The organism is Neiella marina, from assembly GCF_002165625.1.
Classification (GTDB): Bacteria; Pseudomonadota; Gammaproteobacteria; order Enterobacterales; family Neiellaceae; genus Neiella; species Neiella marina.
Genome location: NZ_NGNS01000022.1, coordinates 39,786 through 54,946 on the forward strand (window position 1 = coordinate 39,786; position 15,161 = coordinate 54,946).

The window sequence follows — 15,161 nt, forward strand, 5'->3', positions numbered from 1 at the left end:
GCTCATTGAGGGAATTGAGCGGGCAGCGCTAGACTGCGACAAATACAAAACCCAAAATATGCGCACGATCACATTGTTAAATGTCAACAACGTAACATACTGTAACTTTGCTGAGCCGAGAAAAAACGCCAATGTAAGCGCATACATGAATCATACAAATTTGCTCGTTCGATACCAGAGTAGGATTCCATCAATCTTGTCGAATGGGATGAGCATCACTGATCTAACCTATTCTGTTACGAGGGTGTTAAGACAGTAACCAGAGATCGCCACAAGATGAATAATGAGCAAGCAAACCAAGAAAGGCCTTACTTTGATTAGTTGAGTCTTGCGCAGGGACGTTTAAGTCGCTCGGAAAATTGAGTTTATGGCGGCACAAAAAAAGCGAAGCCCGTCAGCTTCGCTTTTCCTTTATTGGCTGATAGTGTTCAGATCAGTCGATAGCTTATGGGCACATCTGGCCGCCGTTAACATCAAGGATTTGACCTGTGATGTAACCTGAGTATTGGTGCGAAGAGAAAAACAAGAAAGTTGGTGCCACTTCTTCAATTTTACCGAAACGACCCATGGCAATGGTGCTGGCAATGTTTGCTTTCAACTCATCACTTTTGCCATCATGGAATGCAGTATCAATAGTACCCGGAGCAACAATGTTGAAGCGAATATTGTCTTTCGTGAATTCCTTCACCCAGTTGCGGTGAATGTCATGCAACCAAGCCTTCGATGCAGCATAAATACCAGCACCAACACCACCGCCTTCACGAGCGGCAATCGAACCTGTGCCAACAACCGCAGCCGTTTCACCGCTTTCTTTAGCTGATTGACGAAGATGAGGAATAGAGTATTTGGTCATCATCAACACAGAACGACCATTTAAGTCCATTACGCGGTCATAGAATTCATCATCGATGTTTTCCAGACCTTCGCGACCACCAAGGCCTCCGGCATTGTTAATCAACACATCCATGCCACCAAATTCAGCAACGAATTCGCTAACACAGCGCTCGCACTCAGCGGTTTTCATGAGGTTTGCTTGAATAAAAACAACGCCTTGCGCGCCTAGTTCCTGCAGCTCTGCAACAGCTTGTTCAGCGCCATCGGTAATATGGCTATTAATACCAATTTTAGCGCCGTGCTTAGCAAACTCACGAGCGGTGGCTAGTCCCATACCAGCAGTAGAGCCAGTAATCAGGACGCGTTTTCCTTTCAGATCTTCAAACATGTTTTGTCCTCGTTGAAATTAGGTGTTCAGGCGATTGGCCAAAATGCAACGGAACAATAATAAGACAAACAGGTAAAGTCAATTTGCATTACCAATTTAATTAAACTGGACTGTCAAATTTTACATCCAGATTATGACAAATCAGCAGCAAACGCCTTGATTTTATTGAGCCTAATGAGCAAATGACCAATAACTCAATTTTTGGACATACCAATTTAAGATTTGAAAACAACAGTCCTCAAGCAACGATTTAAACATCGCTGTTGAGGACTGTTGTGGGTCGATTGGAGATTATTGGAGAGTAAGGAAGAACAGCATTAGCCGCTAGGATTCAACAGTGGCAATGATTACACCGACCGATTTGTCGATATCTTCGGTCAAACTAGCACAACCCCAACCGCCAGCCATGAGATAAAAACCAAACTCTTCAAAGCCAAGAAATGGCTCTCGATCGGCCATGTCATCTTCACTACACAGCAAAAAGCGAATGGCAGGAAAACGCTGGCGTAGCCATTGAACAGTCTGCCAACTTGGGTGATAGGCAATCAACATGTCAGCAAGCTCGTTAAGAAATGCCATCGATAACTGTTCTGAACTACTCTCTGGCGTCGGCGAAAACTGCTGAACCAACTGCGCTTCTTCATATACGGGTGTATCAAGCATCGTCATAGTCCTCTCATTGGTCATCAGTGATGGCTTTTTTAAGCCATGGCGGTGGTCCTTCATGCATCACTTGACGAATCCGACTGAGCATCAAATCGGCATCGGCAGGTGTGGTTTGTTTTAACGGGTGAACATTGGCGCGAGTCACCCTAGCTGCGGCCGGGCCACCAATCGATAAGGTCGACAAGATCTGACAATCGGCCAGTAGTTCGATCATGAAGCTGGTTCGGGCATCACCACTGGCGGTACAAGTGACTGGGCGGACGTCAAAGAGCTGCCAAGACTCGGCATTGACTTCGTAGACCAAGACCCGCAGGCAAGAGCCAAAATGGCCATCGATTTGTTGCTGATTATTGGAAGTCACCGCCACTTTCACCTTCGGCCCAGCAAGCGGCTCAGTGGCCGTTACTTTTGGCGCTTCCATGGTGGCAACCTCTTCACCGGTCAGGACCGCATGAACTTGTGCCAGTTGCACCCGATCGGGCGGCTCAATCTGCGCTGGTAAATCTTCGCTGAACCAAGTGCGGAGTTGCTTGGGGGAGATTGAACGCAGCTTTTTCTCAGTTAATACCTCACCCAATTGACTGACTAAGGTGGTCACCAAGGTCGCCAGTTGTAATTGCGGCACAGCCTTAGCAGCAAGTGCCAACCGTAAAGCAACGGATTCAGATATCGCTGCATTTGATAACGTGGTGGTCATGACGTACCTCCTGATTGTTCGACTAACAAGTCGCTAACGCGATTGAAGGTAGGTATGGAAGTTAGCGATGGAAGCATCCGCTGCATGGACGCAGCGGCTGAGCCATCAGGGAAGATTTCACGGCGTCTTCCAGAGTCAACTTGCGTACCTACCCTTGCACACTGTTTTGCTGTGTCCGGTGGATTAATCACTGCTGGCTCACATTTAATTCCACTCATTGACCATACGCACCAGCGTTATTAAGCCCTTCTGGCGCGCATGGTCATTGGTAATTTCGGTTCACCAGCCAACGGCTCAATGTAATAACTGGTGCCATCGGCCAGTTCGATTTCGCCGCCCCAACGCTCTGGCTCATCAAACTCAATGGCCACAATGGCCTCTTCTAAATCTTTCTTGGCGATGTAGCACGACAACGCGCCATCGGCTTCTTTGCGGATCATGACGTTTGGCATGTCCTACTCCTTCTAATCAATCGCTGTGTCGGTTCTGCGAAATGCAAAGCTAAGCAACAAGACGTAGTGAATCCTTCCATGGATACTCAGCCGCTGCCTCCATGCAGCGGATGCTTGATGCTTAGCTTTCCATTCCGCGCCTGTCAGTGTGTTGCTGACATTTTAGGAATGATTTCACGGCGTTTTGTTCACGCTTGAATTCACCCTGTGTCAACTCAGAAATATGCAATCCAATGAATTAGCGAAGGAAGAGAACAGGGGCTGATCATTCCTGCTCTCTTCCTCGCCATTCGGCATGACTTAATTAACGCACCAAGTCGTAGCCGTAGTCGGTTTTACCCATCTTGCGAGTATCGTCGTCCAACTTCTCAAGCACTGAGTTAACCAAGGTAGTCAGCATGTACATGCCGCCTTCGTAACCCAATGTGGTGTTGCGATGCAGATGATGACGATCGAAGATTGGGAAGCCCAAGCGGATCAGAGGTACTTCAAACTCTTCACCTTTGGCTTTGGTATCGCGCTGAATAAACTTGGCGTACGAGTTACCAATCATGAAGTCTGGCTTGTTGGTGAATACCAGCGAACGGAAATGCCACAAGTCTTTACCAATGTGGATTTCGGCACCGGCAGTACCAGGCGCTTCAGCGATCAGTGCTTCCATCTTCTTGCGCCAGCGTTTGTTACCGTTGTTGGCAAGAATATGTTTCACTTCACAACCCAACTCTTGCAGGAATTTGGTCAAGCCCAACAGATAATCTGGATCGCCGTAGATAGAGAAACTAACGCCGTGCAACCAAGTGTGTGAGTCGGTCATCATGTCGACCAAGCGACCGCGCTCTTTGGCCAATGATTCTGGGATCTCTTTGCCGCTGATTTCTGAAATCGTCATCAGGAATTCATCGGTCCAATCCAAGCCCATCGGAATATTGGTCGCCGGTACGTCATGCTTCCAAGTGTTGGTGACAAACTTCTTGGTTTTCACCAATTGGTCTGGTTGCAACAAAATCGTGGTTTTGGCGTTTGGCGCATCTTTCATTTCCGCAATTGGCGTGCCGCCGGCGTACATGCGATATTCGCCGTCTGCTGGTGTATCCAATACTTCACTTGGATCGCACAACAAACTGTAATCAACACCCATTTCTTGCATCATGCGATGCATCACACGGTAGTTACCCAGATACGTTTCAAAGCCAGGCACTAAGTTGATTTTGCCATTGCTACCAACTTCTTTGTCTTCCATGTAGTTCAAGGTGAAGTAGCGAGCAGCACCTTCAAACATGTTGTCCCAGCCAGTCACATGGCTGCCAACGAAGCTTGGCGTGTGAGCAAATGGTGTTGGTAAATCTTCTGGGATGTAGCCTTCTTTTTTGGCGTTACCAATAAAGGCGTTCAAGTCATCACCAATTACCTCAGCCATACAGGTGGTCGACACCATGATGACTTCTGGCTTATACAGTGCCAGCGAGTTTTGCAGACCATCGAACATGTTCTTCTGGCCACCAAATACCGCTGCATCTTCGGTCATTGAGTCCGAGACACATGCCACTGGCTCTTTAAAGTGACGGTTAAAGTAAGTGCGGAAATAAGCCACACAACCTTGCGAACCATGAACATAAGGCAAGGTGTTTTCAAAACCCAAGGCACAAAGCACAGAGCCCAATGGCTGACACGCTTTTGCTGGGTTGATGGTGAGGCTCTTACGAGCAAAGTTAAGCTCTTTGTATTCTTCGGACGTGGTCCATTCGAATACCTCTTTGACCTTCTCGGCGTCATGACCTTCTTCGAACATTTCGCGTTTGCGGGCGATCATGTCCTGATATTCCGGCTGGCCGAATAACGGATAACCCGGTTTGATATCTTCTACTGATTGACTCATTTTCTTTCTCCTCCCGCGCCACTCATCTGTGAACAGACGGGTTGAGTGATACACATAAGCGCAATGCGCTCAATTCAGTGTTCTACTTGCCAAAGCGAGGCTTAAACCGCTTCTGCCAGCTCTGCTTCCTCAGATTTTTTCCAAGGTGCAGTGAGCTTGTCCCAGCAAGGGTTGTTCAACGTCATGTCCATATCGCGAGCGAAGATAGCGAAGCCATCAAAGCCGTGGTAAGGACCTGAGTAATCCCAGCTGTGCATCTGACGGAAAGGCACGCCCATTTTCTGGAAGATGTACTTCTCTTTGACACCCGCGCCGATTAGATCTGGCTTGAGTTTTTCGGCGAATTTTTCCAGCTCATAGCCGGTGACATCGTCGTAAATCAAAGTGGCATCTTTCACTTCAGGAATGGTCTTGGTGTAGTCATCGTTGTGGGCAAATTCATAGCCGGTACCAACAATTTCCATACCCAGATCTTCGTAGGCGCCAATCACGTGACGAGGGCGTAAACCACCGACGTACAGCATGACTTTCTTGCCTTCCAATAGTGGCTTGTACTTAGCAACGATGGGTTCCCACTGCTGGCGGTACTTAGCAATGACTTCTTCCGCTTTAGCTTGGATTTTCTCATCGAAGAAAGCAGCAATCTTGCGCAGCGACTCTTCACACTTGGTTGGGCCGAACAAGTTGTACTCCATCCATGGCACACCATATTTTTCTTCCATATGACGTGAGATGTAGTTCATTGAACGGTAACAGTGGATTAGGTTCAGCTTCACTTTCGGGCCGTTTTCCAGCTCGGCGATGGTGCCGTCACCAGACCACTGAGCCACTACGCGAAGACCGATTTCTTCAAGCAGAATACGAGAAGACCAAGCGTCACCACCGATGTTGTAGTCACCGATAATGGCAACGTCATACGGGGTTGTTTCGATCTCTTTATCTTCTGACTTGTCCAGTACGTAGTCACGCAAGGTATCGTTAGCAATGTGGTGACCCAATGACTGGCTGACACCACGGAAACCTTCACAACGCACAGGTACGATGGTTTTACCGATTTCAGCGCCTTTGCCTTTGGCAACGGCTTCGATGTCATCACCAATCAAACCAACCGGACACTCCGACTGAATTGAAATACCTTTGTTCAGCGGGAACAGGGTTTCGATTTCATCAACAATGGCAGACAGTTTCTTGTCACCGCCGAATACGATGTCACGCTCTTGGAAATCAGAGGTGAAGTTCATGGTGCCGAAGCTATTCACGCCGGTCATACCGGTGTAGTAGTTACGACGACCAGCTCGTGAGTACTGACCGCAGCCAACTGGACCATGGGAAATATGCACCATGTCCTTGATTGGGCCCCATACCACACCTTTAGAACCGGCGTAGGCACAACCACGGGCAGTCATTACACCAGGCAAAGATTTACGGTTTGCAGTGACACACTTCTTGCCAGCCTGCTCGGTATCATTTGCCGTTAAATGTTTCAGGCGATCTTTTTTCGCCTTGTCTGGGTAAACCTCAAGCACTTCACTGATGAGCGCCTGAGTTTCAGCTTTATCCATTGACATAGTCTTCTCCTGAGAAGTTTGTCTAGTGGCAGGTTTGCTTGCTCAGTCGCTTAAGCAACAGCTTCGTCAGCGGTTTTACCGATGATGGACTCATCTTCGACTTCCATGATGCCGAATTCCATCAACAGATCTTCCAACTCGTCCATGGTGCAAGGCTCTGGTACCACGAACAGTTCGTTAGCCATTACTTTCTTGGCCAGCATGCGGTACTCATCAGCTTGGTTACACTTAGGGTTGTACTCGATCACGGTCATACGGCGGATTTCTGCTTGCTGAACCACGTTGTCACGAGGTACGAAGTGAATCATTTGAGTACCGATCTTGCCGGCCAATGCTTCAATCAACTCGTCTTCGCGGTCACACTTACGTGAGTTACAGATCAAGCCTGCCAAGCGAACGCCACCAGAAGAAGCGTACTTACAGATACCTTTAGAAATGTTGTTGGCGGCGTACATCGCCATCATTTCACCAGATACAACGATGTAGATTTCTTGCGCTTTGTTTTCACGAATTGGCATCGCGAAACCACCACATACAACGTCACCCAGTACGTCATAGAATACAAAGTCGAGATCTTCTTCGTAGGCGCCTTCTTCTTCTAAGAAGTTAATCGCAGTAATCACACCACGACCGGCACAGCCAACACCTGGCTCTGGACCACCAGATTCAACACAGCGAACACCGCCGTAGCCAACTTTAAGAACATCGTCCAACTCAAGATCTTCAACTGAGCCAGCTTCTGCTGCCATTTCCATAATGGTGTTTTGCGCTTTTGCGTGGAGGATCAGTCGAGTAGAATCCGCTTTCGGATCACAACCGATGATCATGACCTTCTGACCAGCTTCAGCCAGCGCAGCCACGAGGTTTTGCGTAGTGGTGGATTTGCCGATACCACCCTTGCCATAAATTGCACATTGACGAATAGCCATGGTTTGTCCCTTCAAGAAATTGGTTTAAAAACGGTTCCCGAATAGGACAGTGCGAAAACCACACCAAGATCACACAACAAATTAAGCTATTGTTTTTATTGGGTTTATAAATTTAAGAATAGAACAATGACCGATGAAGCCACAACAAATGGAGGTCTTTTGTCGTAATCAACACAAACAATTTGCAGCAAAAAAGCAAAAACCCGCAGTCCATGCTGCGGGTTTGAAATCAGAGGGGCGCTACGGTGAACACAGAGGCCATGTGGCGGCTTATGCTTCGAAACGGTTTGCCTGATGCTCTTTTGAAGCATTGGATGAGTTGGATTCAACTAACCTTTTGAGCCGTCTGCACCACATCATCCGTTTGGCTTCTCAGCGCTTGGGGTAACCAATTGGCTGAGACTTATGATGTGAACTTAGTGTAGAAAGAAACATTGAGTGAGTGGCACTAAAGATCACACAAATAAGCCATCAAATTAGGTTAATTCGCTACAAAGTAATAAATTAGAAGTTAGTTTAACCACATCAAAAGAAATTGAGATCTATTTCACTCTTTATTAAACATTAAAGGTATTGCCCGATGCTTAAGCTTGATCGTTACGACAAACTGATCTTGGCGGAGATGCAACAAAATGGCCGCATCTCCAACCTCGAACTCGCAGAGAAGATCGGCCTGTCGCCAACTCCCTGTGCGCGCCGAGTAAAACGGCTAGAACAAAGTGGCATCATCAAAAAACACGTGACGCTGCTTGACCAAGAAGCACTAGAGCTGAAACTCACGGTGATTTTGTCGGTTTCCATGGACCGCCATACGCCAGAGCGCTTTGCCAATTTTGAAAAAATCATTGGCGATTTCCCAGAAGTCATCGAATGCAACATTGTGACCGGTCAATCCGCTGACTACCTACTTAGAGTGGTCGTGCCTGACATGGATTATTATCAGGCATTCTTACTCGGCCGCTTAACCCGCATCGAAGGGGTCACCGGCGTCCATTCCAGTTTTGTGTTAAGAAAAGTCATTGATAAAACAGAGCTACCATTGGAGCCATATACTGGCACCCAGTTATAGTCAACGTGACTAAAATCTAATTTATTGATATTGCTGGTGCTTTGTTCACTAAAAAACTGCCTCGATCAATTTGTATTCAGCGCATTCTTTCGATGATAAATGCGCTCAGTCGGCAGACTGCTAACCCACACTACAAGTTAACAACAAGGATCGAATTTCCATGAATGGCCAGAATCTGGTTTCGCATATAAAGGCACTGTTGCCCCCCTTTACTATATTCATGCTCGTGCTAATCACCTCCACCAAGGTCAATGCAAACAACGACTATCCGCTTTATCAGCTGGGCAATGTTCACATTCGCACAATGACTACCGAGCTGACTAGTAATGGTGATTACGAGCTACATATTCGGCTACCCGCCGGTTACCATCAAAACACCACCAAACATTACCCAGTGGTGTACTACCTCGACGCTTACTGGCACACCCCGCTCATTAACAGTGTCATCGGCGGATTAGTTTACGATGGCAAGATGCCCGATGTGATTGCGGTGGGTATTGGTTACCCAGGGCCAAATGCCAACTACAACCAACTGCGAGAACGAGACTATATTCCTGCCGCAGATGCTGATGCCAACACCGGCGCCAAAGCATTTTTGTCGTTTATCGAACAACAGCTCATTCCCTACATTGAAGACAATTTTCGCGCCGATCCCACGCGTCGTGCACTAGTCGGTAACTCTTATGGCGGCTTGTTTGCCCTATACAGCCTGCTTCACAAACCAGACTTGTTCCAAATGCACATCGCCGCGACACCAGCTTGGTATGTCAATGACCGACGATTGTTGATGGAAGAAAGCAAGCTGTACCGAAATGGCGGCGGCGTATTTGTCGAGTCAACCAAACAAGCGTTGAATAGCCGGTTTTATATGGCCGTGGGCGGTGCCGAAACGGTGGCTCATGTAATGGAAAGCAAGCTATTGGCAGAAGTACTTGCCACCCGCAATTACCCCGATTTTGTTTACCGTTTTGACGTTATTGAAGGCGAAGCTCATGGCGGCGTGACGCCAGCGGCATACAACCGCGGCTTCAGGCACATGTTTAACAACACAAATCAGTGAAAATCTTTTGGATGCCTCGCTGGAGCAATTAGCCTCGGGATACCACTAGCAAATCATCAGCACATTTTTTCTGGTACACCGCGTTCCACCAATGTGATTCGGCAATACCTGTGGTTGCGGTCATCGCAATCACTTCTCGGGTTAACTCCTGAAAACGCTGATTCTTGGCTTTGTCAGCAAAGGCGACCTGAGCGCCTGCTGCCAGCTCGGGTTTGCTGTCGCTATCTTCTTGCTGAGCGAACTGAGGAATATGCTGATCAATATAGGTGGCAACAATCCGGCAATCCTGAATTTTCTGCTCATCAGCCAGTGCAGGCATCGACAACAAGCTCACGCAGGCCACTGCAAATCCAACATTTCTAAACAACTTGAAGCTTGTCATGAGCAATCTCTCCTAGGTGATGACAATACAAAATGTATACTTAAAAGTTTACTTTTGTTGGCTGAACGCCAGCTGAATTAGCTCCGAGCATTCATCCATCGAACAGAGACCCGAAATGAATGCCGAGCCATGTAAACTTGAGGTGAAAAAGATAGAACACACTGCCTGCGAAGCAAGCAGTGTGGCTTGGATTAGAGCGGATTTTTTATCCGAAAAATCATGGCGTAGAACAGCGGGATCACCACCAAGGTGAGAATGGTGGCAAACAACAAGCCAAACATAATCGTCACTGACATGCTCTTGAAAAACGGATCCATCAATAGCGGCGCCACACCAAGAATCGTGGTACATGCGCCAAGCATGACGGGTCTTGCGCGACTGGTTGCCGCTTTGATCACCGCCTGATAGGGCTTGGCGCCGGCATTGATTTCCTGATCCGCTTGGTCGACCAGGACAATGGCATTTTTGATCATCATACCAACCAAGCTCAAAAAGCCGAGCGTTGCCATGAATTCAAAAGGCGTTTGGAATACGATTAATCCAACCGCGACACCAACCACTGCCAAAGGCACTGTTAGCCAAATGACCAAAGTTTGGCGAATACCGTTAAACATCAGGATCACCACCAACACCATGGCCGCAAAACCGTATGGCGCAGAAATAGCAATGGCTTCATCTGCTTCTTTGGCATTTTTGTACTCGCCGTACCACTGCAATTCATAACCCGGCGGCAAGGCCATCGCTTCGATTTCTGTACGAATGCTGGCAAAGGCCTCTGAGGTCAGCACGCCTGGGGCTGGATCTGCTTGCGCCATAATCGTTGGCACCCGATCGAAGCGCTTTAGCACATCGTCTTGCCACACCACCTCAATCGATTCGAGCAGCTGGCTCACTTGAATAAAACGATTGCTTTTGGCACTAAACACCTGACTGTTTTCAATCGCCATTTGCTGATTGCGCTCATGCTCTGGCGAGCGCACCATAATCGGAATCAGATCTTTGCCTTGGCGATAGACGCCAACCTGTCGCCCGGCCAGCGTTTGCGCAATGGCCTGATTAACATCAAAGGAGGTTAAACCAAAGCGCTGCAGTTGATCGGCGGCATAGACCGGTTGTAATACCGGAACCTGCTGGCGCCAATCATCTTGTATCGCAATCAGTTGTGGATTGGCATTCATAATGTCTTTGGCCTGCTCAGCCAATTGCCGCAACACCTTGCTATCGGGGCCGCGAAAGCCAGCTTCAATTTTTTTGCCGCCACCGGGACCAAGAACAAACTTCCACACCATAATGGCTGCATCCTGATAGTTTTCAGTCAGCTCAGTTTGTAGTTGCGCTAGCAGGTCATCGATACGGCGAAAATCATCAACGTCGACCAACAATTGGCCATAGCTAGGGTTTGCCGCTCCGGGTGAATACGTCAGCATGAAACGTAAACCGCCGGCGCCAATAAAGCTGCTGGTATTAGTGACGCCCTCTTTCGCTCGGACATCTTGTTCAATTTGCGCAAGCATCTGCTCTGTGCGGCTAATATCGGAGCCTTGGGGCAAGTACACATCAACTACAAACTGGGGCCGCTGCGACTCTGGCATAAAGCCCGGCGGAACGAAACGTAAGGCATAAATCGCCGTCACCAGAATGGAGAGAATCATCACAACTGTGGTTTTGCGGTGATGCAACACCCAAGTCAGCAGCCCCTGATAGCGAGTCATGAAGCCGCTCGGCTGTGTTGCTTTGTTACTTGATGCCGTCAGAAAGTCATGGCAAAGCAACGGCGTAATGGTGATGGCAAACACCCAACTGAGCATCATTGAATAGAGGATCACCCAGAACAATGAGCCAGCATATTCGCCCATGTTCGACGGCGACAAGCCAATCGCACTGAATGCCAGAATGCCGACCACAGTGCCGCCCAGTAAAGGCCACTTAGTGTTATCAACCACCTCGGCAATGGCCTGCTTGCGGTCTAATTCAGGATTGTCACGAAGGCGCACCTGCACGCCATCGGCAATCACAATGGCATTATCAACCAACATGCCCAATGCGATGATTAGCGCCCCCAGTGAAATTCGTTGCATGGCGATGTCGTCAAACAACATCACACATAAGGTTGCCGCGACCGTCAGCAACAGCACAAAACCGATAATGGCACCGGAGCGCGCGCCCATGGCAAGCAACAACACAATAAATACAATAGCAACGGCCATTGCCAGATTGAGCACAAAATCCGCCACTGAATCGCGCACCGAATCCGACTGCAGCGAAATTTCATGCAGCTCAATGCCCATTGGACGCTGAGCTTCTAACTCGGCAATACGCGCTTTGACCGCATCGCCCATCGCCACCACATTGCCACCGGCGATATTAGAGATGCCCAAGCCAATAGCCCGCTGACCGTTGTAGCGCATCATCATATCGACCGGCTCTTGGTAGCCATGGGTAACGGTGGCAATATCGCCAAGGCGGATCACTGTGTTATCCGAAGCGAGCGTCAAATGCAGGTTTTGCAGCTCATTGATGGACTGAAAATTACTGGCAGGGATCACCGGTACCCGCATGTTGTCAGTGGCAACGCTGCCGGCTACCGTCACTTGGTTTTGTCGTTCGAGTACGGCGAATACTTGCTCCATTGAAATATCAGCCTGCGCCAAGCGCTCGCTGGCAAACTCAACAAAAATGGCTTGTTGCTTTTCGGCTAAAGTTGCCGTTCGCGCCACCCCAGGCACCAACACGAGTTCGCGACGCAGCTCATCGACATAATCCTGTAATTGTTGATCGCTAAAACCCTCGCCGGTAATGGCATAAAACTGCGCGTACACATCGCCAAAATCATCATTGACAATGGATGGCCCTGCGCCCGGCGGAAGCTGACTCTGGACATCATGGATCTTGCGCCGAAGCTTGTCCCAAAGCTGCTGCAACTCGGTATCGGTCTTGGCAAATTTCATCGCCATTTCAACCGTCACTTCTGACATACCAGGACGCGAGATCGATTCGACCTCTTTCAACTCCTGCATTGACTGGACCGCACCTTCAATCAGATCGGTGACCTCATCAGCCACCTCTTGTGCTGTGGCGCCTTGATAAGGCGTGACAATCACCGCCTGACGAATAACAAACTCAGGATCTTCAAACCGGCCCAATTGTTGATAACTGAGGTAGCCACCCAACAAGATCAGCGTGATCAACACCCAAACGCTGGTGCGCTTGGTAATGGTGTATTGCGCAATATTCATCGATTACCTCTGCGACTGGTGACTGATCGGTCGAACTTCAACGCCAGCTTGCAAACTGGCAGTACCGGCGATGGCAATGCGCTCCCCCGCTTTTAGATTGGCGGTAATGGCAATGCGGTCGCCGAACAATGTGCCGGTTTCTACAAAGCGTTGCTCGGTGCGATTGTCCTGATTGATGATCCAGACATATTGCTGGCCTTGATTGTCTGGCTGAACGGCAGTCAACGGCACGAAAATAAAGCCATCGACATCGAGCACCTTGTCGTCGGTATCAGCATCCGTACGAGCAAAGACCCGAGCAGTCATCCCCGGCAAAATGCTGTGACCACGGACGTCTTCAAAAGCCAAAGTGACGGTATAGGTTTGGCTCGTTGGATCGGCTTGTGTGGTGTAGGATTTGACCCGCAATGGAAACAGCTCATCTGGCAGCACAGTTAACTGAGCAACTGCCTGATCGCTGTCGCTATCGAGCATCATGATGTGGTCAGGCACCTGAATCGCCACCTCAAGGTTGTCGACATCGTGCAGCATTAAGATCACTTCATTGGCTTGCACCTGCACATGATTATCAACCATGCGCTGGCCAATGACGCCGGCGAATGGCGCCAGCAACTGGGTATGGGCGAGTTGCTGATTGGCTTCGTTTAACCGATTTTCAGCCAACTGCAGACGTGTGGTGATCTGATCCATATCGCTCTTGGAAATGGCCTGATTCTGCTCAAACAACACACTGGCTCGCTGATGATCCGCTTGCGCGCTTTCATATTCAAGCTCAGCTGCCTTTTTGGCCAACTGCAAATCGCTCGATTCAAGCGTCGCTAGCAATTGCCCCGCTTCAACCACATCGCCCTCTTGCACCAGAATGGCAGTTAAACGACCTGCAATGCGAAACGATAAATCGGCCCGTTGCGCCGCCTGCACTGTGCCCGTCAGACTATGACCATTGGTCGTGGCGGCAGAAACCACTTCGGTCAACACCGGCCGAACAACGGCAGCTTGTGGCTGCTCTGGCGCAGGGCTACAAGCCACTACCGAACCGAACGCCACCACCGCAGCAACCATCACTAAGGCGGAGTGCCTGCCCTGACTGAAATGCCTACTCAATTTGTTTTTCACGATATGCCTCAACTGCACAAAAAAAGATGAATCTGTGATGAGTAACTGGTGGTTCAACAGGACAACCCCAGAAGTACAATCACAAGTTTATTTAAAACAAGATTAGCACGATTTAGAAACAAGTAAACTTATAAGTATACTTTTAGTTGTAAGCTGCTAATCTGGTGGGTGAGAACAGAGGCAAAAAGGTTAGTACACCAAGATGAATCGGTCAGAACAAAAGCGTCAGTCCATTCTGAACGCTGCCAAACAAGAATTTATTGAAAATGGCTTTGCTGGCGCCAACATGAACACGGTTTGTGATAAAGCGGAAGTGTCCAAGCGCACCTTGTATCGCCACTTTGAAAGCAAAGAATTATTGTTTGAAGCCGTGCTGACAATCGAACAGCAACAGCTCGAAGCCCTCCGCGACTATCGCTTTGAGCCCAAAGTTGACCTGCGTCAGCAGTTAATCTCAATTACCCAGCAAGAAGCGCAGCGGTTGCTTGCGCCGCACGGCACGGCTCTGGCTCGCATGGTCGTGATGGAATTTTTCCGCCAGCCACAAATGGCCAAAGCTTTATCCGAACGGCTTTACCACACCCATGCGGTAACACCATGGCTTCAGCAGGCAATTGCCGCTGGCGCCATCAAGTCGGTGGATGCCAATGATGTGGCAGAAATTTATATGGCGTTGTTCAATGGCTTGTTTTTATGGCCGCAAATTCTGCAACTGGCACAGCCGATGGCGGCGGCGGAGCTCGGCAGCAAAATCGAACTCGTTGTCGATACCTTCTTAAACAGCTACGGCAACTGTGAGTCGACGCAATAAATAACCAATCGAACGTAACAAATGGATGACAAATCCGGCAGACATCATCGCGCTGACTTATAACTAAAAGACGTCTT

Annotated in this window: 13 protein-coding genes; 3 read left to right on the top strand and 10 right to left on the bottom strand. The window is 48.8% G+C overall.

Features of this window, described 5'->3' with window-relative positions:
• Positions 1-445: 445 nt before the first annotated feature.
• The 7 genes from CBE68_RS15050 to nifH form a co-directional block, all read right to left on the bottom strand.
• Positions 446-1,222 carry an SDR family NAD(P)-dependent oxidoreductase gene (locus CBE68_RS15050; protein ID WP_087506922.1) on the bottom strand — a complete coding sequence of 259 codons (777 nt, stop codon included), beginning with the start codon at positions 1,220-1,222 and terminating at the stop codon, positions 446-448.
• Positions 1,223-1,546: 324 nt separating this feature from the next.
• Positions 1,547-1,885, bottom strand: coding sequence for a DUF6129 family protein (locus CBE68_RS15055; protein WP_143824583.1), 339 nt, complete (start codon positions 1,883-1,885; stop codon positions 1,547-1,549).
• A 13-nt stretch (positions 1,886-1,898) separates the two neighbouring features.
• Positions 1,899-2,585: a NifB/NifX family molybdenum-iron cluster-binding protein gene (locus CBE68_RS15060; RefSeq protein ID WP_087506924.1), complete on the bottom strand. Its 687-nt coding sequence runs from the start codon at positions 2,583-2,585 to the stop codon at positions 1,899-1,901.
• 239 nt (positions 2,586-2,824) lie between these two features.
• Complete coding sequence (gene nifT, locus CBE68_RS15065) at positions 2,825-3,037, bottom strand: putative nitrogen fixation protein NifT (RefSeq protein ID WP_087506925.1); 213 nt, start codon at positions 3,035-3,037, stop codon at positions 2,825-2,827.
• 304 nt (positions 3,038-3,341) lie between these two features.
• The gene (gene nifK / locus CBE68_RS15070) at positions 3,342-4,913 is read right to left on the bottom strand and encodes a nitrogenase molybdenum-iron protein subunit beta (RefSeq protein ID WP_087506926.1); all 1,572 of its coding nucleotides are present in this window, start codon (positions 4,911-4,913) and stop codon (positions 3,342-3,344) included.
• A 101-nt stretch (positions 4,914-5,014) separates the two neighbouring features.
• Positions 5,015-6,481, bottom strand: coding sequence for a nitrogenase molybdenum-iron protein alpha chain (nifD, locus tag CBE68_RS15075; RefSeq protein WP_087506927.1), 1,467 nt, complete (start codon positions 6,479-6,481; stop codon positions 5,015-5,017).
• Positions 6,482-6,531: 50 nt separating this feature from the next.
• Positions 6,532-7,410 (bottom strand): nitrogenase iron protein, encoded by an 879-nt coding sequence (gene nifH, locus CBE68_RS15080; protein ID WP_087506928.1) that lies wholly within the window; start codon positions 7,408-7,410, stop codon positions 6,532-6,534.
• 580 nt (positions 7,411-7,990) lie between these two features.
• Here nifH and CBE68_RS15085 point away from each other — a divergent pair.
• Positions 7,991-8,479 carry an Lrp/AsnC family transcriptional regulator gene (locus CBE68_RS15085; protein WP_087506929.1) on the top strand — a complete coding sequence of 163 codons (489 nt, stop codon included), beginning with the start codon at positions 7,991-7,993 and terminating at the stop codon, positions 8,477-8,479.
• A 160-nt stretch (positions 8,480-8,639) separates the two neighbouring features.
• A complete protein-coding gene (locus tag CBE68_RS15090; protein WP_087506930.1) occupies positions 8,640-9,539 on the top strand; it encodes an alpha/beta hydrolase in 900 nt (299 codons plus the stop codon).
• A 28-nt stretch (positions 9,540-9,567) separates the two neighbouring features.
• Here the strand turns inward: CBE68_RS15090 and CBE68_RS15095 are convergent, their stop codons facing one another.
• The 3 genes from CBE68_RS15095 to CBE68_RS15105 all read right to left on the bottom strand — a co-directional run bounded on the left by CBE68_RS15095 (position 9,568) and on the right by CBE68_RS15105 (position 14,273).
• Complete coding sequence (locus CBE68_RS15095; protein ID WP_087506931.1) at positions 9,568-9,921, bottom strand: hypothetical protein; 354 nt, start codon at positions 9,919-9,921, stop codon at positions 9,568-9,570.
• 191 nt (positions 9,922-10,112) lie between these two features.
• Complete coding sequence (locus CBE68_RS15100; protein WP_087506932.1) at positions 10,113-13,157, bottom strand: efflux RND transporter permease subunit; 3,045 nt, start codon at positions 13,155-13,157, stop codon at positions 10,113-10,115.
• Positions 13,158-13,160: 3 nt separating this feature from the next.
• Positions 13,161-14,273, bottom strand: coding sequence for an efflux RND transporter periplasmic adaptor subunit (locus CBE68_RS15105; protein ID WP_143824584.1), 1,113 nt, complete (start codon positions 14,271-14,273; stop codon positions 13,161-13,163).
• Between the two features lie 202 nt (positions 14,274-14,475).
• Here CBE68_RS15105 and CBE68_RS15110 point away from each other — a divergent pair, with 202 nt between their 5' ends.
• Positions 14,476-15,084, top strand: a complete 609-nt coding sequence (locus CBE68_RS15110) for a TetR/AcrR family transcriptional regulator (protein ID WP_087506934.1) — start codon at positions 14,476-14,478, stop codon at positions 15,082-15,084.
• Positions 15,085-15,161: the final 77 nt, after the last annotated feature.